Below are 20,454 nucleotides of genomic sequence, written 5' to 3'. Positions count from 1 at the left end.
GGGGGTGGGGGTGGGGTGGACGACGGCGGCGGTGCCGGGGCGCGCGGTGGGAGGATCTGGGCATGACGATCCAGATCCCCGCCGAGCTCCTGCCCGCGGACGGCCGCTTCGGCTGCGGTCCGAGCAAGGTCCGCCCCTCCCACGTCGCGGCGCTCGCCGCCGTGGGCGAGACGCTGCTGGGCACCTCCCACCGGCAGGCCCCGGTGCGCTCGCTCGTCGGCCGGGTCCGCGAGGGTGTGGCCGACCTGCTCGGGGCGCCGGACGGCTACGAGGTGATCCTCGGCAACGGCGGCTCGAGCGCCTTCTGGGACGCCGCCAGCCTCGGCCTCGTCCGCGAGCGCTCCGCGCACGCGAGCTTCGGGGAGTTCGGCGCCAAGTTCGCCACCGTCACCCGCCGCGCCCCCTTCCTCGCCGACCCGCACGTCGTGACCGCGGAGCCCGGCACGCTCGCCTCCCTCAGCCCCGTCGAGGGCGTCGACCTGTACGCGTGGCCGCAGAACGAGACCTCCACCGGCGTCGTCGCCCCCGTCGAGCGGGTGCCCGACGACGGCGCGCTCGTCTGCGTCGACGCCACCTCCGCCGCCGGCGGGGTCCGGGTCGACCTGAGCCGGACCGACGTCTACTACTTCGCCCCGCAGAAGAGCTTCGGCTCCGACGGCGGGCTGTGGTTCGCCGTCATGTCCCCCGCGGCCCTGGCCCGGGTGGAGGAGGTGGCGGCGACCGGCCGCTGGGTCCCTGAGTTCCTCTCGCTCCCAGCGGCTGTCGAGAGCTCGCGCAAGGACCAGACGCTCAACACCCCGGCGATCGCGACACTGGTGCTCATGGCCGAGCAGCTCGACTGGATGCGCGACCAGGGCGGGCTCGAGTGGGCCGCCGGCCGGAGCGCGGAGTCGGCCGAGATCCTCTACGGCTGGGCCGCCGAGCGGGACTGGGCCACCCCCTTCGTCACGGCGCCCGAGCACCGCTCCCCCGTCGTCGGCACGATCGACCTCGCGGAGCAGGTGGACGCCGCGCGGGTCGCCACGGTGCTGCGGGAGAACGGCGTCGTCGACGTGGAGCCCTACCGCAAGCTCGGCCGCAACCAGCTGCGCGTGGGCATGTTCCCCGCCGTCGACCCGGACGACGTGCGCGCGCTGACCGCATGCGTCGACCACGTCGTCGCCGCCCTCTGACGCCCTGACCGGTCGCACGCCACCGCGCACTACCTTCATCAGACGAATTGCGCAACATGAGCGTCACGAAACTCCGCTAAGGTAAGGCTCACCTCACCGCGCGACCATCGAAGGAGCCCCCATGAGCGCGCCCGCCATCGCCACTGCCCCGCTCTCCGCCCAGCTCCGTGAGCGCACGCGTGCCGCTCACGAGCGTGCGGAGTCCGTCCCCTTCATCACCGACCTCATGCACGGGCGCCTCGACCGGGCCGCCTACGCGGACCTCGCCGCCCAGCAGCACGGCATCTACGTCGCGCTCGAGGCCGCCAGCGCCGAGCTCGTCGGCGCCCCGCGCGGCGCCACCCTCGTCTTCGCCGACCTCACCCGCGCCCCCTCCATCGAGGCCGATCTCGCCTACCTCTACGGGCAGGACTGGCGCGAGCGCATCGAGGTGCTCCCCGCGGCCCGCGCCTACGCCGAGCGCATCGCGCAGGTCGCCGGGGACCTGCCGCGCTACGCCGCGCACGCCTACACCCGCTACCTCGGCGACCTCTCCGGCGGCCAGGCCATCAAGCGGCTCGTCCAGCGCCACTACGGCCTGGGCGAGGAGGGCGTGGCCTTCTACACCTTCGCCGGGATCGCCAAGCCGAAGGTCTTCAAGGACGAGTACCGCTCCCAGCTCGACGCCCTCGACCTCAGCGCCCTCGAGACGGAGACGGCCGTGGACGAGGCGAACGTCGCCTTCGAGCTGAGCACCGCCCTCTTCGCCGCCCTCGGCGAGCGGCACTCCGCCTAGGACCGTGCCGACGACGTAGCCCCGCGTGGTCGTCCACGCGGGGCTTCGTCGTGCTCGGGTCCGTCAGGCCCGCTGGCGGCGGGTGGCGATGACCGCGCCGGCGAGCACGACGGCGGCGGCCAGGGCTGCCAGGGCCGCGACGTCGGCGCCCGTCTGGGCGAGGTCGCCCCCGCCCCGGGCGGCGGTGCCGGTGCCCGCGCCGTCGTCGTCCCCGGGGCCCGCGACGGCGACGACCGTGAAGGTCGTGTCCGCGACGGACTTCCCGTCGGTCACGAGGTCGACGCGGTGCGAGCCGAGGGCGATGTCCGCGGGCGCGGTCCAGGTGAGCTCGACCGTGCCGTCCTGCCCGACGACCGCCTCGGCGACGTCGAGCTCGCTGAGGTCGAGCTGGCCCTCCGCGACCGGGACGCTGAAGGTGAGCGGGTCGAGCGCGTCACCGGCCTCGTAGAAGTCGGCGAAGGCGGGCACCCCCTCGGCGGTCAGCGTCGCGGGCACGTCGGTGCCGACGAGACGACCGTCGGCCACCCGGACGCCGTCGAGGTCGAGCTCGGCGAGCCGGACGCGCGGGTAGTCGACCACGTCGACTCCCTCGAGCGAGCGGCTGGTGACGTCCGCGACGAGGTAGCCCGCGCCGCCCTCGATGACGACGGACGGGTCGGTGATCGTCATCTGCAGCCGGGTGATCCCGCCGATCTCGTGGCCCGCGAAGGTGACCTGACCGCCGAAGTGGGCGGTGCCGTCGCTCGCGTCCCCGTTGCCCCGGCCGTCACCGAAGACGAAGCCGTCCCCGGTCTCGGCGGCGGGTGCCGTGACGGTCACCGAGCCGTGGGCGATGGCGCCGGTGATGTAGGAGCGGAAGGACTCCTTGACGCCCCACTCGAGGCTGCCGGGGGCGCCGGCGGCGTCGATGACGGCGCCCACGCGGGTGCCGGGCTCCAGGCCGCTGCCGGTGAGCGTGGCGGTGGTGCCGCGGGTCACCGGGTCGGGGTCGACGACGACGGTCCCGCGCGTGGGCTCGGGCTCCGGGGCGGGCACCCCGGGCCCGCCCGGCTCACCGGGCTCACCCGGCACCGCGGCGACGACGGTGAGGGCGTCGCTCGCGAGCACCGCACCGGCGTCGTCGCGCAGGACGACGGCGTAGCCACCCACCGGGAAGGTCTGCGGGACGGTCCACGACGTGTCGAGGAGCCCGTCCTCGCCGACCGGGAGGACGGCGATCTCGATCGGTTCCTCGGTGACGAGCGCCAGGGCGGCGGGCACGGTGCCACCGACGGTGACCTCGACGCTCACCGGGTCCAGCTCCTCACCGGCGTCGTAGAAGGTCCCGAACGCGGGCTCGCCCGCGGCCGTCAGGGTGGCCGCGGCGCCCGACGCGCGGAGTGTGTCCCCCTCGACGGCGAACGCCTCGGGGTCGAGGGTGGCGAGGACGACGCCGGGGTACTCGACGGGCTCACCGGTGCTCGTCGTGCCGGCGAACTCGCGGGAGGTCGCGTCGGCGACGAGGACGGCGGACTCGGGGGTGACCTGGACCCGCAGGTTCTCGAGGCGGATGTCGAGGGCGGGGACACCGTCGATCTCGTGCCCCTCGAAGCGGACGCTGCCGGCGAAGCTCACCAGCGACGTCCCCGCGGCCGGGTCCTGCGACGCGGACGTCACCCGGAACCGGAAGGTCCCGTCGTCGTTCACCGTGACGCCGTCACCTGTCGTGATCTCGCCGTGCGCGATGGGGCTGGCGACGTAGGAGCGGAAGGACTCCTTGACCCCCCAGTCGAGGTGCCCCGTGGCCGGGGAGGTGCGCGGCGCGACCTGGACCGTGACGTCACCGGCCGGCAGGTTGCTGCCGCTGATGTCCACGGTGCCGCCCTGCTCGACCTGGCCGGGGTTCGCGACGACGGTCGGCTCCCCGGGCTCCGGGGTCGGCTCGGCGGTGCCGCCGACGAAGGTGACCGGGACGAAGACGTCCTGGCTGCGGTCGGCGCGGTGGTCGACGGGCGTGGCGTCCGCGAGCTGCGCGGAGCTGAACGTCGCAACGAAGCACTGGACCACGCTGCAGTCGTCGCCGGTGCCGGTGACCCAGCCGTGGACGGTGACCTCGTGGCTGAAGCTGCCGAGCGCGTCGGTCTCGACCGTCTCGTGCTGCAACCACCCCTCGGGCCAGCCGAACTCCTCGTTCTTCACCTCGTTGGGGGTGAAGGCGACGGAGATGGTGCGGTTCGGGGCGTAGCCCGTGCCCTCGACGGAGACCACCGTGCCGACGGCGAGGTCCTCGGTGGGCGTGACCGCGAGCCGAGGGGCGCGCTCCTCGACGACGGTGAGCGGCACCGACAGCTCCTGGGCGGGGTTCTTCACGCCGCCCGCGGCATAGGTGTAGACACCGAACGCGCCGTCCTCGGGCCAGCCGGCCGCCGGCTCGGTGACCGTGAGCTCGGCGGTGAAGGAGCCGTCCTCGGCGATGTCGACCCACTGCTGACGGATCGCCCCCTGGAAGCTCGCCGGCACCTGGTCCAGCACGTCCTCGGCCAGCGCCCAGCGCTGGTCGCCGACCGCCCGCGCCGAGGACGGCGCGTCCAGCGAGGGCTGCCACTGCTCGGCGAACTTGCCGAGCACGACGTACGTGCCCTGCGGCAGCGTGCTCGGGATCGGCACGCCCCGACCACCGACGTTGCCGGCCGGGTCGAACCCGGTGCCCTTGACGACGACCGTGTCTCCCTCGACCAGCTGCGAGTCACCGACGGGCGTGCCCGCGGCCGTGAGGACCTCGATCTGCGGCCCGGGCAGGAAGTTGAGCGGGGCGCTGAGCTCCTGGGCGGGGTTCTTCACGCCGCCGGCGCCATAGGTGTAGACGCCGAAGGTGCCGTCCTGGGGCCATGCCTTGCCCAGGCCGCCCAGGGTCAGCTCGGCCGTGAAGGAGCCGTCCTCCGCGATGTCGACCCACTGGCCGCGGATCGCTCCCTGGAAGCTCGGCGGGACCTGGTCCAGCACACCCTCGGCCAGTGCCCACTTCTGAGCGCCGATCACCCGGTTGGAGCTCGGCGCGTCCTGCGAGGGACGCCACTGGTCGGTGAAGCTCCCGAAGACGACGTAGGTGCCCTGCGGCAGGGTGCTCGGGATCGGCACGCCGCGCCCACCGACGTTCCCGGCCGGGTCGAAGCCCGTGCCCCTGACGACGATTGTGTCCCCGTAGGTGAGCGGGGCGTCGCCGACCGGTGTGACGCCGTCGGCGGCGAGGACCTCGATCGCCGGGGTCCACTCCACGGGCTGCTCCGGCTCGGTGGGCTCCTCGACGACGGTGAGCGGCACCGACAGCTCCTGGGCGGGGTTCGTCACGCCGCCCGCGGCGTAGGTGTAGACACCGAACGCGCCGTCCTCGGGCCAGCCGGCCGCCGGCTCGGTGACCGTGAGCTCGGCGGTGAAGGAGCCGTCCTCGGCGATGTTCACCCACTGGCGGCGGATCGCGTCCTGGAAGCTCGCCGGCACCTGGTCCAGCACGCCCTCGGCCAGCGCCCACTTCTGGGCGCCGACCACGCGCGCGGAGGACGGTGCGTCCTGCGAGGGCTGCCACCGCTCGGCGAACTTGCCGAGCACGACGTAGGTGCCCTGCGGCAGCGTGCTCGGGATCGGCACGCCCCGACCACCGACGTTCGCGGCCGGGTCGAAGCCCGTGCCCCTGACGACGACGGTGTCCCCGTCGGTCAGCTGGGCGTCACCGACGGGGGTGACGCCGTCGGCGGCGAAGACCTCGATCGCCGGCTCCCACCCCGTCGGCTCCTCTGGCTCCACGGGTGTGGCGGCAACCGTGAGGGTGGCGGTCTCGGAGACGGCGTCCGGCTCGGTGCCGTTGCTGAACACGGCGCGCACCTGCGTGCCGTCCTGCCCCCGGGTGACGGCGGGCAGGGTGAGGTCGGCGGCGGTCGCGTCCGCGACGTCCTGCCACTCGGTGTCCCCGCCGGGGCGGGTCTGCCACTGGACCGTGGGCTCGGGCGTGCCGGTGGCCGCGGCGCTGAAGACGGCGTCGCCACCCTGGTCGACCGAGACGTCCTGCGGCTGGAGCGTGACCTGCGGGGCCACGGTGGTGGGCGCGAGCTCGACGCTGAAGCTCAGCGGGTCGAGCGCGTCACCGGCCTCGTAGAAGCCGGCGAACGCGGGAACGCCGTCCGCGGTGAGCGTGACGGGAGCGTCCACGAGGGAGGCAACTCCGTCCGTGACGGTCAGCGGCGTGGCGCTGAGGTCGATCGCGCCGACCTCGACGCCCGGGTACTCGACGAGCTCACCGAGGGTCGTCGTGTCCACGAACGCACGGGAGGTGACGTCCGCGACCAACGAGCCGGCGTCACCGTCGATGACCACCCGGACGTCGGAGAGGTGGACCTCGAGGACCGGGCCCTCGCCCGAGTCGTGGCCGGCGAAGGAGACGCCGCCGGCGAGGTCGATCCGCGCCGTCGTGCCCTCGACGGTGCCACTGTCCGCGACGAAGCCGAGGCGGCCGTCGTCGAGCTGCGTGGCCGGCGCGACGGGGGTCACCGAGCCGTGGGCGATCGGGGACTGGACGTACCGGCGGAAGGACTCCTTGACGCCCCACTGGGCGCTGCCGGACTCGACGGTCGCGGCGGGCTCGGCGGCGAGCGCCGTCGTCCCGGTGCCGACGACGACGGCGCCGGCGGCGAGCGCCGTCGTCGTGACGGCGGCAAGGGTGCGGCGCGCGCGGGCGCGCCAGGTCGTGGTGCTCATCAGGGTCCTGTCTAGGCGGAGTGACGACGACGGAGGCGGAGTGCCGCGACACCCGCGGCGAGGAGGAGCGCGGCGGTGCCGGCGACGATGCCGACCGTGACGCCGGTGGTGGCGAGGGGGCCGTCGGAGCCGGCCCCGGCGGCGCCGCCGCCGCCCGAGCCGGACGCGTCGCCGGCGCCCGAGGCGCCGTCGTCACCGGCACCCGAGGCGCCGTCGTCGCCCGCGTCCGCGCCACCCGTGGCGAAGGTCACCGGGATGCGGACGTCGGCGGAGCGGTCACCGCCGCGCGTGTGGTCAGCGCGCGTGCCGATGACGCAGCCGTTGGGGGCGACGGCAGTGTCGAGGCAGTCGGTGAAGGAGTCGGCGGCGGACACGGTGAGGGTCACGGAGAAGGAACCGCGCCCCCCGGACTCGGTGAAGGGCTGGGCAAGCCCCTCGCCGTAGGCGGGCGGGTTGGAGGAGATCCACGCCGAGGCGCCGCCGGCGCCCTCCATGTCGACGCCGCCGAGGCAGGGCCCGGGCGCCCGGCCGGCGCCGTTGTCCACGCACAGCGCGACGTAGACGCCCTTGGACGTGTCGAACCCGGAACCGCGCACGGTGACCCGCTGACCGTTCGGATCCAGGCCGCTCGCGGGCTCCGCGGACACCTGCTGGCCGTCGGGGCCGCTGGCGGTGGCGGCGACGGCCGGCGAGGCGACGAACAGGCCTCCGACGAGGGCGACGCCGGCAGTCAGCACGGCAAGCAGACGGCCGCGTGCGCGGCCCTTGGTCCGGCCGTGGCCAGCACGTTCAGGGGTCCGTGACATCTCTCTCCTCATGGCACACTCTGGTTAGGTAAGCCTAACGAGCGATTACGCTACGGGTGCGTCACGTAAATTGTCCACCAGCGCTTCACCGCAGCCGTGCCACACGCCTTCCCGAGGAACCACATGACTCGCCTTCCCGCGCGCCTCGCGCTCGCCGTTGCCGCCGCCGCACTGGTTTTGACGGCCTGCGGGGGGCAGCCGACCGGGGGGACACCCGTGAGCGAGGTCACAGGGCCGCCGGCGAGCGCGGCGCCCGCCGGCGGGACGGTCCCGGCGTGCGGCGACCCGGTCGAGGGCTTTGCCGTCACCCACGACCACGACGGCGAGCCGCTGCCCGAGCGCACCGGCAGCGGTGAGGCGAGCCTGCTCACGGAGCCGACCACCGCCGTCGTGGCCGACGACACCATCGACCCGGTGTCCACGCAGACCGCCCCGCGGCTGCCCGTCACCGTCGAGTCCTGCGACGGCGCCGTCGTCGAGGTGACGGACACGAGCCGGATCCTCGCCGTCGACCTCTACGGCACGCTCGCCGAGATCGTCTTCTCCCTCGGGCTCGGGGACAGCGTCATCGGGCGCGACACCTCCACCGGCTTCCCCGAGGCGGCCGACCTGCCCGTCGTCACGCCCGGTGCGCACGACCTCAACGCCGAGGCGATCCTCGCGCTCGACCCGAGCGTCGTCCTCACCGACGCGACCATCGGTCCCACCGACGTCCAGCTCCAGCTGCGCGACGCCGGCATCCCGGTGATCTTCTTCGACGACACCCGGTCGATGGACACGATCCCGACCCATATCCGCGCGGTCGCGGGGGCGCTCGGCGTGCCCGACGCCGGCGAGGAGCTCCTCGCGCGCACCCAGCAGGAGATCACCGCCGCGCTCGACGGCGCCCCGACCGGCGCCCAGGCCCCCGCCGTCGCCTTCCTCTACCTGCGCGGCGGCATGGTCCAGCTCCTCGGCGGGCCGGGTTCCGGCGCCGACTCCCTCATCCGTGCCATCGGCGCCCGCGACGTCGGCACCGAGGTGGGCCTGGAGCAGCCCTTCACCCAGATCAGCGCCGAGACCCTGATCAGTGTCCAGCCCGACGTCCTCCTCCTCATGAGTGCCGGCCTGGAGTCCGTGGGCGGCCCCGAGGGCCTCTCGCTCGTCCCGGGCCTGGCCCAGACGGAGGCGGTGGCCGACGGCCGCGTCGTCGACATGGACGACACCGTGCTCCTCAGCTTCGGACCGCGCACCGGCCGGGTCGTCACCGCCCTGGCCGAGGCGGTCTACGAGTGAGCACGGTCCTCACCGCGCCCGCCGCCGCCGCCGCTCCCGCGCGGCGTGGCCGGGGCTGGTGGCTGCTCACCGGGACCGCCCTCGCGCTCGCGGCCGTGTGCGTCGTCGCGGCCGGGGCCGGACAGCTCGCCATCCCGCCGGGCGAGGTCGCCGGGTCGGTGCTCCACCGGCTCGACGGTGCCCTCGAGTGGGTCCTCGGCGGCATCGGCCTGCACGTGGACCTCCCGCTCGACTCCGTCACCGCCCCGCGTCACCCGCAGGGTGACGCCGCGCTGTGGCAGGTGCGCTTCCCGCGCATCGCGCTCGCCGTCGTCGTCGGGGCGGCGCTCGCGGTGGCCGGCGCTCTCATGCAGGGCGTCTTCGGCAACCCGCTGGCCGAGCCGGCGATCATCGGCGTCTCCCCCGGCGCGGCCGTCGGTGCGAGCCTCGCGATCGTCACCGGGCTCGACGTCCTCGGCACGTGGACGGTGCCCCTCGCGGCCTTCCTCGCCGCCCTGGTCACCACCCTCCTCGTCTACTCCCTGTCCCGCTCCGGCGGGCGCACCGAGGCCATCACCCTCATCCTCACCGGTGTGGCCGTCACCGCGATCGCCTCGGCCATCGTCGCCTTCAACACCTTCATCGCCAGCCCGACCGCCCGGGAGCAGATCGTCTTCTGGCAGCTCGGGAGCCTCAACGGCGCCCGCTGGCAGGCCGTCGCCGTCGTCACGCCCTTCGTCGCCGTCGGCATCGTCGTCTCGCTGCTCCTCGCGCGGCAGCTCGACCTGCTCTCCCTCGGGGACCGCTCGGCGCGGCACCTCGGGGTCAACGTCGAGCGGCTGCGGGTCGTGGCGATCGTCGTCATCGCGCTCCTCGTCGGGGCGGGTGTCGCCTTCGCCGGCGTCATCGCCTTCGTCGGGCTCGTCGTCCCGCACCTCGTGCGGCTCGTCGCGGGGCCGGGCCACCGGCTGCTGCTGCCGGCCAGCGCCCTCGGTGGCGCGCTCCTCCTCACGGTCGCGGACCTCGTCGCGCGCACCGCCGTGCCCTTCGCCGACCTTCCTCTCGGCATGCTCACCTCGGTGGTCGGCGGACCGTTCTTCCTGTGGCTCATGCGCCGCATGCGCAGCACCCAGGGAGGCTGGGCATGAGGCTGCTGCCGCGCCGCCCGCGCCTGCCCGAGCCGCTGGAGCGGGGCGAGGTCGCCCTCGCCGTCGCCGGCGCCCGCGTCGTCCTCGGCGGCGCGACGATCCTCGACGACGTGAGCCTCGACGTCCACGCGGGCGAGGTCGTCGCCCTCGTCGGCCCCAACGGTGCCGGCAAGTCGACGCTGCTCGGCGTGCTCAGCGGCGACGTCCCCGCCGGTGGCGCCGTCACGCTCGCGGGCCGTCCGCTCGCGCAGTGGTCGACGACGGAGGCGGCCATGCGCCGCGCCGTCCTCGTCCAGCGGGTCACCCTCACGTTCCCCTTCACCTGCCGGCAGGTGGTGGGGATGGGTCGCTCCCCGTGGTCGCACACCCCGCGGGAGGACGACGACGACGCCGCCGTCGCCCGCGCGATGGAGCTGACCGAGACGACGTCCCTCGCCGGGCGCACCTTCAGCTCGCTGTCCGGCGGCGAGCAGGCCCGCGTCTCGCTGGCCCGCGTGCTCGCCCAGTCCGCGGGCGTCGTCCTCCTCGACGAGCCGACCGCCGCGCTCGACCTCCACCACCAAGAGCTCGTCCTGGGCCTGGCGAGGGACCGGGCGGCGGCGGGCGACGCCGTCGTCGTCGTCCTCCACGACCTCAACCTGGCGGCGGGCTACGCCGACCGGGTGGCCGTGCTCGACCGCGGTCGGGTGGCCGCGGTCGGTGCGCCGGGCGAGGTGCTCCGGCCGGACCTGCTCTCGGGCGTCTACCAGCACGCCGTGGAGGTGCTGCCGCACCCGCGCACGGCGGCGCCGATCATCCTCGCCCGGCGCTAGACCTGCTGGGCGGCGACGAGCTCGCGCCCGGTGGCGTCGGCGAGCCGGTCGAGCTCGGTGAGCAGCTCGCGGGCCTGGGCGGCCTCCGCGGCCCGGCAGGCGGCCGCGATGTCGGCGAGGCGGTCGGCACCGAGCATCGACGCCGTGCCGCCCAGGCTGAGGGAGGCGTCGCGCAGCTCGGGGGCCTCCCCGGCCGTGACGGCCTCGTGGAGGCGGGCCACGCGGGAGGGGAGCAGGTCGACGAAGCGCTCGACCATCCCGGCGGCGGCCTCGTGGCCGACCTCGTCCTCCAGGCGGGTGAGACGCTCGTGGTCGACGACGGAGCCGCCGACGACGTCCTCGTCGCGGCGCTCCCGCCCGGCCCGCACGACCTGCAGGGCGGCGTAGCCGAACAGGGCGGCGGCGACGACGGCCGTGCCGATCGCCTTGGTGTGGGCGGACAGGGCGGTGGCGAGGTAGCCGGCGGCGGGCACCCAGTAGCGGACCTCGCCGCGCAGCTGCGTCTCGGTGACCTCCCACGGGTCGACGACGTCGTTCGCGTCGCCCTGGGTGGTGAAGGTCGGGCCCGCCGGGGTCTCGGCCCGCTCGACGATGCGGTGCGTGACGAGGGTGGGGTCGTCCGGGTAGGGCATGACGGTGACGACGTCACCCACCTCGAGCGACCCGGCGTCGGTGACCGGGGAGATGACGATCTGGCTGCCGGTCGGGATGGTCGGCTCCATCGAGCCGCTGAGGACGGTGAGCGGGGCCCAGCCGAGGAGGCGGGGGACGAGGATGAGCGCCCCGAGGAGGGCGAGCAGCGCCACGAGCAGCACGCCGGGCAGCACGCGGGCGAACAGCGTGCGCACGACGCCGGGGCGGCGCGGTGCCTGCTCGACGCGGTGCCGGGCGGGGGTGGCGGTGGCGGTGCTCATCGGGGTCTCCTGGTCGCTGCTCGTGGTGGTCGGTGGTCGAGCCAGGTCACTCGCCGGTGACGCGCGCCTGGGTCAGGGTGATGTCGAGGCCGCCGAGCGTGACGCTCTTGCCCTGGCCGACGAGGCCGGCGGTGCTCCGGTCGAAGGTGACGGTGACGGCGACGTCGAGGTCCTGCTTCTCGTCGTCGGCGACGACGGTCGTGGAGTCGCCCTCGACGGCCCTGCCGTTGAGGCTCATCGTGGCGTTCGCGTCGAGCTGCGCGAGCAGCTCCGCGTCCCCGGTGAGGCCCGTGAGGTTGTGGGCGACGGTGCCGCGCAGGAGGTCACCCCGGGCGTCGACGGTCATCGTCTCGCGGTAGGTGAGGGCGTCGCCCGGGACGACGAGGTAGCTGCCGTCCGCGACGGCAGCCGTGACGTCGGTGCCGACGACATTCGTCCAGCGGCCCTCCCCGGCGGCGAGGTCGAGGACACCGGAGGTGATCGCGGTGTCGGTCGCGGCGGCCTCGGCGTCCGACCACTCGGCGAAGGTCGCGCCGCCCGCACCGAGCAGGACGACACCGGCGGCGGTGGCCGCGACGGCCTTCCACGTGGTCGAGCTGAAGCGGGAGGTGGTCGTGGAGCTGCGGGCCATGGTGGTGTCCTCTCGGGCTGGGCGCCGGTCCCTCCGGCGCCGAGGCAACTCTCCGGCGCCGACCTCAGCGGACCCGCGCGCTCCGCTCCTGGCCACCTCAGGACTCCCTCAAGATCTCCCGCGGCGACCGCGCGACACCCGGTGTTCACCGCCCCGACGCGTGGATGTGGGTTCCGTCTGCTTCCATGTGTGTCCATGGCCACAGTCCGACCGTCCCGCCTTGCCCGCACCTGCGCCCTCGGCGCCGTCGCCGCCCTCGCGGTGTCGGCCCTCGCCGGCGTTCCCGCGAGCGCCGCCACCGACGACTTCCGCGTCCAGCCCTACCTCCAGAACCCGACGACGAGCTCGATGCTCGTCACCTGGTTCTCCTGGGAGGAGGAGGCCGGGGAGCTGCAGCTGGCGGGCCGCGAGCCCGTCGCCTCGACGCCCCGGCTCCAGGAGCACCTCGACTGGACCGACAACAACAGGCAGCAGGCGGTTGACCACCCCGAGTGGGGGGACTGGTTCCGCGAGGGCCGCAACTACCGCCACCAGGTGCTCGTCGAGGGCCTGGAGCCGGGCACCGAGTACGAGTACACCGTGCGGCAGGGCGGCTCCGAGGTCCGGAGCAGCCTGACCACGGCGCCCGCCCGGGAGGACTGGGACCACATCCGCTTCACCGCGATGTCGGACTCGGAGACCGAGCCCGCGGGGCGGGCGACCCACCGCGAGTGGGTTCCCGGCGCCGTCGCCGAGGGCAGCGAGCGGCCCTCGGCCACCGACTCCCGGTGGGCGCAGACCTTCGGCGCCGAGGACCGTCAGGGCGAGCGGATCCTGCGCTACGCCCTCACCGAGGACGAGGGCTTCGCGCACAACATGAGGATCGTCGCCGAGCGCGACCCCGACCTCATGCTCTTCGCCGGTGACCTCGTCCAGGGCGGCGGCTTCCAGCCCGCCTGGGACGAGTGGTTCCGCCACCTCAGCGGCGACGCCGGCCAGGCCGCCCAGAGCCGACCGGTCGTCACCTCCCTCGGCAACTGGGAGCCCTACGGGGCCTCCGACGGCGGGTACACCATCCCGGCCGTCATCGACGGCCGGGCGTCCTACCGCAGCTACTTCACGCCGCCCGCCAACGGGACCCCGGAGCACCAGAGCAACTACCACCGCCTCGACTACGGCCCGCTCACCGTGCTCACCCTCGACTCCACCAAGGGCCTGCCCGACGACCACCCGGACAACTACCCCGAGGAGGAGCGCCTGACCGGCCGCGAGTACACCGGGCCGGGGGCGGACACCCAGTCGAGCTACACCTCCACCGCCTACGAGGCGGGCGGTGGGACCGACCTGTCGCCCTACAACCCCGGTGAGGTCCAGTGGGACTGGGCGCAGGAGCAGCTCGCGGACGCGCGCGAACGTGGCCAGGTCGTCGTCGTCCAGTTCCACCACGCCCCGTACTCCTCCGGGGAGCACGGGCTGCCGATGAACCACGCGGAGTCCTCCGGGCAGGGCGGCACGCCCATGAGGGTCTACAGCGAGATGCTCGAGGAGTACGGCGTCGCCGCCGTCATCTCGGGCCACTCGGAGATGTTCGAGCGCTCGTGGGTCGACGTCGACGGCGACGGCCGCGGCATCCACTACTACGACGTCGGCGTCGCCGGGGACGGCCTGCGCGGTGAGCGCCATGAGAACGGCAACCTGCTGTCCGAGCCGCTGCTCGGCTACAACCCCTTCCGGGTCTGGTCGGCCGACCAGTCCGAGCCGGAGGTCTGGGACGGCGAGCGGCTCGTCGACGGCGGCAAGCACTACGGCCACCTCGAGGTCAACCTCGAGCGCAGCGAGGAGCCGGGGGTCGCGGCGACGATGACTCTCACCCCCGTCTACTCCTTCCCACTGCTCGACGAGGACCTGTCCCTGCTCGGGACGGAGCGGCGCACCTACGACGACGAGGTCGTCCTCGCCCTGGCGGAGGACGGGACGGTCATGACCGACGAGCCCGAGCCCACGCCGGACCCCGAGCCGACGCCCACGCCGGACCCGACCGAGGAGCCCGAGCCGACGCCCACGCCCGAGCCCTCCGGGTCACCCACCCCCGGCGACGGCACGGGTGGGACCGTCGACGAGGAGACCCCCCGGCCCGGCCCGACCGCGGCACCGGACTCCGGCCGCCTGCCGAGCACCGGGGCGCCCGTGGGTGTCGCCGTCCTCGCGGCGCTCACCCTCCTCGGCTCCGGGCTGGCCCTGCGGCGGTACCGCGCGCGAGCCTGACACGGAGGTGCCCCTCCGTCGCGCGGCGGCATACGCTGGGTGCGTCCATGTCCCCACGCACGGGAGCAGATCGTGACCCAGCTCGCCCTCGTCATCGCCGGTTCCGAGGCCACCGGCGGTGCAGGCATCCAGGCTGACATCCGGACGTACCAGCAGCTCGGCGTCTACGGGGTCGGGACGATCACCTGCGTCGTCTCCTTCGACCCGAAGAACGACTGGGCGCACCGCTTCGTGCCCGTCGACCCCCAGGTGATCGCCGACCAGATCGAGGCCGCGACCTCCACCCACGAGCTCGACGTCGTGAAGATCGGCATGCTCGGCACGCCGGCGACGATCGACGTCGTCGCCCGCGCGCTGCGCGCGCAGCCGTGGCGCCACGTCGTCCTGGACCCGGTGCTCATCTGCAAGGGCCAGGAGCCCGGCGCGGCGCTCGACACCGACACCGCGCTGCGCGAGCAGGTGCTGCCGCTGGCCACCGTCGTCACCCCGAACATGTTCGAGGCGCGCACCCTGTCCGGCATGGACGAGATCACCTCGGTCGAGGACCTCGTCGAGGCCGCCCGCCGCATCCACGCGCTCGGCCCGCGGTACGTGCTCGCCAAGGGCGGGGTCGAGCTGCCCGGGGACGACGCCGTCGACGTCCTGTTCGACGGTGAGGAGGTGACCGTGCTGTCCGAGCCCAAGGTGGGCCGGGAGCGCGTCTCCGGCGCCGGCTGCACCCTCGCCGCCGCGACCGCCGCCGAGCTCGCCAAGGGCGCCACCGTCCCCGAGGCCGTCCGCACCGCCAAGGCCCTGGTGACCGCGGGCATCCACGCAAGAGTCAGCGCCAGGACCCCCTTCGCGTCGGTCTGGCAAGGCGCCCACAAGTCCTAACCGCCCCCACCGCCCCCCAACTTCGCAATTGGTGGGTCCGACGACGGCAGCAAGCGCTTGCCGCGTCGGACGACTCACCAGTTGCGACGTTTCGGGGGGCGGGGGCGGGGGCGGGGGCGGGGGCGGGGGTCAGGCGAGGCCGGTTGCGTTTTGGGCGTCGCTCGCCCCTAGCCTCGCCTTGGCCTCCTCGCGGGAGCGGGCGCGCTCGGTGGGGCCGACCATCCGCAGGTGCGGGCGGTGACGCAGCCGGTAGGTCACCTCGACCTCCCAGTGCCGCTTGACCCACACCGCCGCGGCGACCGAGACGAGCATCGCGGAGATCGCCCCGACCCCCACGGACCAGCGGGCGCCGAAGTGCTCCGCCACCCAGCCGACGAAGGGCGCGCCGATCGGCGTCGTCCCGAGGAACACCATCATGTACAGGCTCATCACGCGCCCGCGCATGACGGGGTCGGTCGACATCTGCACGGTGGCGTTGGCGGCCGTCATCATCGTGAGCGAGGCGAAGCCCACCGGGATGGTCATGAGGGCGTACAGCTCGTAGGTCGGCATGATCGCCATGAGGCCGGACGCGACACCGAAGGCGAAGGCGGCCCCGAGCACGAGGCGCACGCGTGGCTGCTTGCGCCGGGCCGCGAGCAGGGCGCCGCCGAGCGAGCCGATCGCCATGATCGAGCCGAGCACGCCGTACTCGCCGGCACCCTTGTCGAAGGTCTCGCGAGCCATGACGGCGCTGGTGAGCTGGAAGTTCAGTCCCAGCGCACCCACGACGCCGACGACCACCATGATCGTGAGGATGTCGCTGCGCCCCCTCACGTAGCGCAGGCCCTCGCGGATCTGCCCCCTGCCCCGTGAGGTGTGGGGCATCTCGTTGAGCTCGTGGCGGCGCATGAGCGTGAGGGAGAGGATCGTCGCGGCGAAGCTCACCGCGTTGATGATGAAGATCCACCCCGGGCCGACGACGGCGATGAGCAGGCCGGAGATGCCCGGGCCGATGAGGCGGGCGGCGTTGAAGGACGCGGAGTTGAGGCCCACCGCGTTGGGCAGGCTGGCGGGCGGGACCATCTCGGCGACGAAGGTCTGGCGCACCGGGTTGTCCAGGGCCGTGACGATGCCGAGCATGAGCGCGAACACGTAGACGTGCCACAGCTCCGCGTGGCCACTGAGCACCAGCACACCGAGGCCGGCCGCGAGCACGCCCAGCGCCGTCTGGGTGCCGATGAGGAGCTTGCGCCGCGGGAGACGGTCGGCGAGCAGGCCGCCGAAGGGGCTGAGCAGGAGCATCGGCAGGAACTGCAGGCCGGTGACGATACCGACGGCCAGGCCGGAGTCGTCCGACAGGACGGTGAGCACGAGCCAGTCCTGCGCCACGCGCTGCATCCACGTGCCGACGTTCGCGACGAGGGCACCGGCGAACCACATCCGGTAGTTGAAGAACTTCAGGGAGTCAAAGGTGGGCCTCATACGTCGGCCACCTGCCGCAGGATCGCGACGGCCTCCTCCACGGTGGCGCGCTCCTCGGCGGTGAGGTGGCGCAGCATCTCCTCCATCCACTCCGTCCGGCGGCGGCGGGTCTCGTCGACGACGGCGACACCCGCGTCGGTGAGCTCGATGTGGACCTGGCGCCCGTCCGTGGGGTGGGCGCTGCGCGCGACGAGACCGGCCGACTCGAGCGCGGCGATGGTGCGGGTCATGGTCGGCGGCTGGACGCCGTCGCGCTCGGCGAGGGCGCGTGGGGTCGAGGGTCCGTGGTGGGTCAGGCCGGCGAGCACGCAGTACTGGGCCTCGCTCAGCTCCCCCACGACGGCGGCGGAACGGATCCTGCGGGACAGTCGCAGGACCGTCACGCGCAGCTCCGTGGCGAGGTCGGGGTGCTGGCGGGTGCGGCTCGCCGTCGGCGTCGAGGGCGAGGATTTCGTCATACGACCGATTCTAGATCGTTAGTTGTGCGAACGAAAGAGTGGCGGCGGTGAGGTCACCCACCCCGTCGTTCTCGTCTGCCAAGACAGCGAGGACGACGGCGCCCGACTCGCGGACAGCGGGCCCCTTCCCCGGGCCGGGTGCGAGCATGGGGGCGCCCGTCCACGACCCGGAGGTACCCGTGCGTTCCAGCGCCGACCGCATTCTCACCACCCACGCCGGCAGCCTGCCGCGCACCGACGCCCTGCTCGAGGCCAACGCGGCCCGGCAGGCCGGGGAGGGCCCGGAGGGCTTCGGTGAGCTCCTCGCCACGGAGGTGACCGCGCTCGTCGAGCGGCAGGTGGCCGCGGGCGTCGACGTCGTGGGCGACGGCGAGTACGGCAAGTCGATGAGCTCCCCGGTCGACTACGGCGCGTGGTGGTCCTACTCCTTCCAGCGCACCGGCGGTCTGGAGATCATCGACGACGCCTCCTGGGCCACCGCCGACGTCCAGTCCGCGCCCGGGGACACCCGTCTCACCGGCTTCCTCCAGCGCCGCGACCGCGCGCGCTTCGCCGAGGCCTACGCCGACCCGACGTCCGGCATCTTCACCGGAGACCCCAAGGCCAGCCCCTTCCCCTCGTGCACCGGTCCGCTGAGCTACACCGGCCAGGACGCGATCGCGGCCGACATCGCCAACCTCCGTGCGGCGCTGGAGCGCACCGGCGCGCAGGAGGGGTTCCTCACCGCCCTGTCCCCCGGCAGCGCCTCGCGGATCACCAACCGCCACTACGCGAGCGAGGAGGAGTTCGTCTGGGCGTGGGCCGACGTCCTGCGCGAGGAGTACCGCGCGATCATCGACGCCGGGCTCGTCCTGCAGATCGACGACCCCTCGATCGCGGAGAACTTCGACCAGATCACTCCCGAGCCGAGCGTCGAGGACTACGTCGCCTTCACCCGGCTGCGGGTCGAGGCGCTCAACTACGCGCTGCGTGACCTGCCCGAGGACCGCATCCGTTTCCACCTGTGCTGGGGCAGCTGGCACGGCCCGCACACCACGGACATCGCGATGGCCGACATCGTCCGGACCATGCTCGACATCAACGCGGGCGCCTACTCCTTCGAGGCGGGCAACGTGCGCCACGAGCACGAGTGGAAGGTCTGGCAGGACGTCGAGCTGCCCGAGGGCAAGCTGATCCTGCCCGGCGTCGTGTCCCACGCGACGAACGTCGTCGAGCACCCCGAGTTGGTGGCCGACCGCATCGAGCGCTTCGCCGCCGGAGTGGGCCGCGAGCGCGTCATCGCCTCCACGGACTGCGGGCTGGGCGGACGGATCCACCCGCAGATCGCCTGGGCCAAGCTCGAGACCCTCGCGGCCGGCGCGGAGATCGCCACCCACCGCCTCTGGGGCTGAGGCCCCCTCGCCGCACCGTGCGCCCGCTGGTCCACCACGCTCCCGGTCTACCGGCAGCACGGTGGCACCGGCGGGCGCACAGGCGTGACGTGGGTCGCGACGGGCGGCCCGTGACGCATGTGCGCCCCTCGGGCCGCCGTGCGCCCGGCACGGGGCACAGCGGCGCGAGGGGCGCACCGTGGGGAGGAGGGACGACTCAGATGTCGAGGACCTGCTGGATCGGGCCGAGCGCGAAGTAGACGACGAAGAGCGCCGCGACCACCCACATGAGCCAGTGCACCGTGCGGGCCCCGCCCTTGCGCGCCGCCGCGAGGACGACGTAGGCGACGAAGCCCGCGCCGATGCCCACGGTGATCGAGTAGGCGAAGGGCATGAGGACGATGGTGAGGAAGGCCGGGATGGCGATCGCGATGTCGCGCCAGCTGATCTCGGTGACCTGCTGCATCATGAGGAAGCCGACGATGACGAGCGCCGGCGTCGCCGCCTCGTAGGGGACGAACTCGGCGAGCGGCGCGAGGAACACCGCGAGCAGGAACGCGAGGCCGGTGACCACCGAGGCGAGACCGGTGCGCGCTCCGTCGCCCACACCCGCGGCGGACTCGATGAAGCTCGTGTTGGACGAGACGCCCGCGGCGCCACCGGCGACGGCGGCCACCGAGTCGACGACGAGGATCTGTCGCGTGCTGGGCGGGTTGCCGTCCTCGTCGAGCAGGTCGGCCTCGGCGCCGATGGCGACCATCGTGCCCATCGTGTCGAAGAAGTCGGCGAGCAGGATCGAGAAGATGAGGAGCAGCGCCGCGACGACGCCGATCTTGCCGAAGGCCCCGAAGAGGGAGAACTGGCCGAGCGTGCCGAAGTCCGGCGTGGCGATGACGGAGCCCTCGATCGCGGGGACCGTCAGCCCCCACCCGCCGGGGGCGCCCTCGGCCTGCGTCCCGACGTGCGCGACGGCCTCGATGATGCCGGCGAGCACGGTGGCGGTGACGATGCCGATGAGCATCGCGCCGCGCACGCCCCGCGCCATGAGGACGATGATGAGGAAGAGGCCGACGACGAAGACGACGGCGGGCCAGCCGACGAGCGAGCCGTCGATACCGAGCTGGAGGGGCGTGCCGCCGGGGCGCACGATGCCGGCGTTGACGAGCCCGACGAGCGCGATGAACAGGCCGATGCCGACGGAGATCGCGACCTTGAGCTGCTGCGGGACGGCCCGGAACACCGCCTCGCGCAGACCGGTGAGGACGAGCACGAGGATGAGGATGCCCTCGAGGACGATGAGGCCCATCGCGTCGGCCCACGTCATCCCGGGCATGCCGACGACGGTGTAGGCGAGGAGGGCGTTGATGCCGAGGCCCGCCGCGACGGCGAGGGGGAACTTCGCCACCGAACCCATGAGGATCGACATGAGACCCGCGACGAGCGCGGTGCCCGCCGCGACCGCGGCGAAGTTGGGCCCGTCGGTCCCGCCGCCGAGGTAGGCGCCGGTGGAGTCGGGGGTGGAGAGGATGAGGGGGTTGAGGACGAGGATGTAGGACATCGCGAAGAAGGTGACGATGCCTCCCCGGATCTCCTGCCCGATCGTCGAGCCACGCTCGGAGATGCGGAAGTATCGGTCGATCCAGCTGAGGTTCTGCGTGCGCGCCGGCGCCGGTGTGGACATGGGCCGCATGGTGCCAGAACCGCGCGAACCCGCGTCGCGGGTGCTCACTCCTCGACAGCGACGACGGCGCGAGCAGCGTCTGCGCGGCGCCCGGTGAGCGCGACCCGGTCCCCTACCATCGAGC

General features: G+C 73.7%; 15 protein-coding genes. 8 read left to right on the top strand and 7 right to left on the bottom strand.

The window, feature by feature from the left end; all coding sequences use genetic code 11:
• Positions 1-62 precede the first annotated feature (62 nt).
• Both serC and GD632_RS12905 read left to right on the top strand, forming a co-directional pair.
• Complete coding sequence (gene serC / locus GD632_RS12910) at positions 63-1,172, top strand: phosphoserine transaminase (RefSeq protein WP_193311476.1); 1,110 nt, start codon at positions 63-65, stop codon at positions 1,170-1,172.
• Between the two features lie 121 nt (positions 1,173-1,293).
• On the top strand, positions 1,294-1,947 hold the full coding sequence (locus tag GD632_RS12905; protein WP_152192618.1) for a biliverdin-producing heme oxygenase: 654 nt from the start codon (positions 1,294-1,296) through the stop codon (positions 1,945-1,947).
• 63 nt (positions 1,948-2,010) lie between these two features.
• Here GD632_RS12905 and GD632_RS12900 read toward each other — a convergent pair whose 3' ends face one another.
• Both GD632_RS12900 and GD632_RS12895 read right to left on the bottom strand, forming a co-directional pair.
• On the bottom strand, positions 2,011-6,675 hold the full coding sequence (locus tag GD632_RS12900) for an HtaA domain-containing protein (protein WP_152192617.1): 4,665 nt from the start codon (positions 6,673-6,675) through the stop codon (positions 2,011-2,013).
• Between the two features lie 11 nt (positions 6,676-6,686).
• Positions 6,687-7,481: a hypothetical protein gene (locus tag GD632_RS12895; protein ID WP_152192616.1), complete on the bottom strand. Its 795-nt coding sequence runs from the start codon at positions 7,479-7,481 to the stop codon at positions 6,687-6,689.
• A gap of 216 nt (positions 7,482-7,697) precedes the next feature.
• Between GD632_RS12895 and GD632_RS12890 the strand changes: the two genes are divergently transcribed.
• The 3 genes from GD632_RS12890 to GD632_RS12880 are packed head-to-tail and all read left to right on the top strand — an operon-like array spanning position 7,698 to position 10,695.
• The gene (locus GD632_RS12890) at positions 7,698-8,756 is read left to right on the top strand and encodes a heme/hemin ABC transporter substrate-binding protein (RefSeq protein ID WP_226924858.1); all 1,059 of its coding nucleotides are present in this window, start codon (positions 7,698-7,700) and stop codon (positions 8,754-8,756) included.
• Positions 8,753-9,883 (top strand): FecCD family ABC transporter permease, encoded by a 1,131-nt coding sequence (locus GD632_RS12885; RefSeq protein ID WP_152192614.1) that lies wholly within the window; start codon positions 8,753-8,755, stop codon positions 9,881-9,883. Before GD632_RS12890 ends, GD632_RS12885 begins: the two co-directional genes overlap by 4 nt.
• The gene (locus tag GD632_RS12880) at positions 9,880-10,695 is read left to right on the top strand and encodes a heme ABC transporter ATP-binding protein (RefSeq protein ID WP_152192613.1); all 816 of its coding nucleotides are present in this window, start codon (positions 9,880-9,882) and stop codon (positions 10,693-10,695) included. The genes GD632_RS12885 and GD632_RS12880 overlap by 4 nt, the downstream gene beginning before the upstream one ends.
• Here the strand turns inward: GD632_RS12880 and GD632_RS12875 are convergent.
• The gene (locus tag GD632_RS12875; RefSeq protein WP_152192612.1) at positions 10,692-11,609 is read right to left on the bottom strand and encodes a signal peptidase I; all 918 of its coding nucleotides are present in this window, start codon (positions 11,607-11,609) and stop codon (positions 10,692-10,694) included. The two genes, GD632_RS12880 and GD632_RS12875, sit on opposite strands and share 4 nt — an antisense overlap.
• Before the next feature lie 46 nt (positions 11,610-11,655).
• Positions 11,656-12,240, bottom strand: coding sequence for an alternate-type signal peptide domain-containing protein (locus tag GD632_RS12870; protein ID WP_152192611.1), 585 nt, complete (start codon positions 12,238-12,240; stop codon positions 11,656-11,658).
• A gap of 195 nt (positions 12,241-12,435) precedes the next feature.
• On the opposite strand from GD632_RS12870, the gene GD632_RS12865 reads away from it, so the two are divergent.
• Positions 12,436-14,484: a purple acid phosphatase family protein gene (locus tag GD632_RS12865; RefSeq protein WP_152192610.1), complete on the top strand. Its 2,049-nt coding sequence runs from the start codon at positions 12,436-12,438 to the stop codon at positions 14,482-14,484.
• Positions 14,485-14,556: 72 nt separating this feature from the next.
• Positions 14,557-15,357, top strand: coding sequence for a bifunctional hydroxymethylpyrimidine kinase/phosphomethylpyrimidine kinase (gene thiD, locus GD632_RS12860; RefSeq protein WP_152192609.1), 801 nt, complete (start codon positions 14,557-14,559; stop codon positions 15,355-15,357).
• Between the two features lie 129 nt (positions 15,358-15,486).
• On the opposite strand, the gene GD632_RS12855 is transcribed toward thiD, so the two are convergent.
• Both GD632_RS12855 and GD632_RS12850 read right to left on the bottom strand, forming a co-directional pair.
• Positions 15,487-16,821: an MFS transporter gene (locus GD632_RS12855; RefSeq protein ID WP_152192608.1), complete on the bottom strand. Its 1,335-nt coding sequence runs from the start codon at positions 16,819-16,821 to the stop codon at positions 15,487-15,489.
• Positions 16,818-17,279, bottom strand: coding sequence for a MarR family winged helix-turn-helix transcriptional regulator (locus GD632_RS12850; protein WP_152192607.1), 462 nt, complete (start codon positions 17,277-17,279; stop codon positions 16,818-16,820). The genes GD632_RS12855 and GD632_RS12850 overlap by 4 nt, the downstream gene beginning before the upstream one ends.
• A gap of 179 nt (positions 17,280-17,458) precedes the next feature.
• On the opposite strand from GD632_RS12850, the gene GD632_RS12845 reads away from it, so the two are divergent.
• Positions 17,459-18,670, top strand: coding sequence for a cobalamin-independent methionine synthase II family protein (locus GD632_RS12845; RefSeq protein ID WP_193311475.1), 1,212 nt, complete (start codon positions 17,459-17,461; stop codon positions 18,668-18,670).
• Between the two features lie 196 nt (positions 18,671-18,866).
• Here GD632_RS12845 and GD632_RS12840 read toward each other — a convergent pair whose 3' ends face one another.
• A complete protein-coding gene (locus tag GD632_RS12840; RefSeq protein ID WP_152192605.1) occupies positions 18,867-20,330 on the bottom strand; it encodes an NCS2 family permease in 1,464 nt (487 codons plus the stop codon).
• Positions 20,331-20,454: the final 124 nt, after the last annotated feature.

The sequence above is a fragment of the Georgenia satyanarayanai genome (assembly GCF_009193135.1).
GTDB classification, from domain to species: Bacteria; Actinomycetota; Actinomycetes; order Actinomycetales; family Actinomycetaceae; genus Oceanitalea; species Oceanitalea satyanarayanai.
Note: the sequence above shows the minus strand (reverse complement) of the source record. Positions and strands in the feature narration are given on the sequence as shown.

Coding starts and splice junctions, on each gene's coding strand:
- GD632_RS12870 (WP_152192611.1), bottom strand. CDS start 12,240: ATGGCCCGCAGCTCCACGACCACCTCCCGCTTCAGCTCGACCACGTGG.
- GD632_RS12850 (WP_152192607.1), bottom strand. CDS start 17,279: ATGACGAAATCCTCGCCCTCGACGCCGACGGCGAGCCGCACCCGCCAG.
- GD632_RS12900 (WP_152192617.1), bottom strand. CDS start 6,675: ATGAGCACCACGACCTGGCGCGCCCGCGCGCGCCGCACCCTTGCCGCC.
- GD632_RS12865 (WP_152192610.1), top strand. CDS start 12,436: ATGGCCACAGTCCGACCGTCCCGCCTTGCCCGCACCTGCGCCCTCGGC.
- GD632_RS12880 (WP_152192613.1), top strand. CDS start 9,880: ATGAGGCTGCTGCCGCGCCGCCCGCGCCTGCCCGAGCCGCTGGAGCGG.
- GD632_RS12905 (WP_152192618.1), top strand. CDS start 1,294: ATGAGCGCGCCCGCCATCGCCACTGCCCCGCTCTCCGCCCAGCTCCGT.
- GD632_RS12895 (WP_152192616.1), bottom strand. CDS start 7,481: ATGTCACGGACCCCTGAACGTGCTGGCCACGGCCGGACCAAGGGCCGC.
- serC (WP_193311476.1), top strand. CDS start 63: ATGACGATCCAGATCCCCGCCGAGCTCCTGCCCGCGGACGGCCGCTTC.
- GD632_RS12855 (WP_152192608.1), bottom strand. CDS start 16,821: ATGAGGCCCACCTTTGACTCCCTGAAGTTCTTCAACTACCGGATGTGG.
- GD632_RS12875 (WP_152192612.1), bottom strand. CDS start 11,609: ATGAGCACCGCCACCGCCACCCCCGCCCGGCACCGCGTCGAGCAGGCA.
- GD632_RS12840 (WP_152192605.1), bottom strand. CDS start 20,330: ATGTCCACACCGGCGCCGGCGCGCACGCAGAACCTCAGCTGGATCGAC.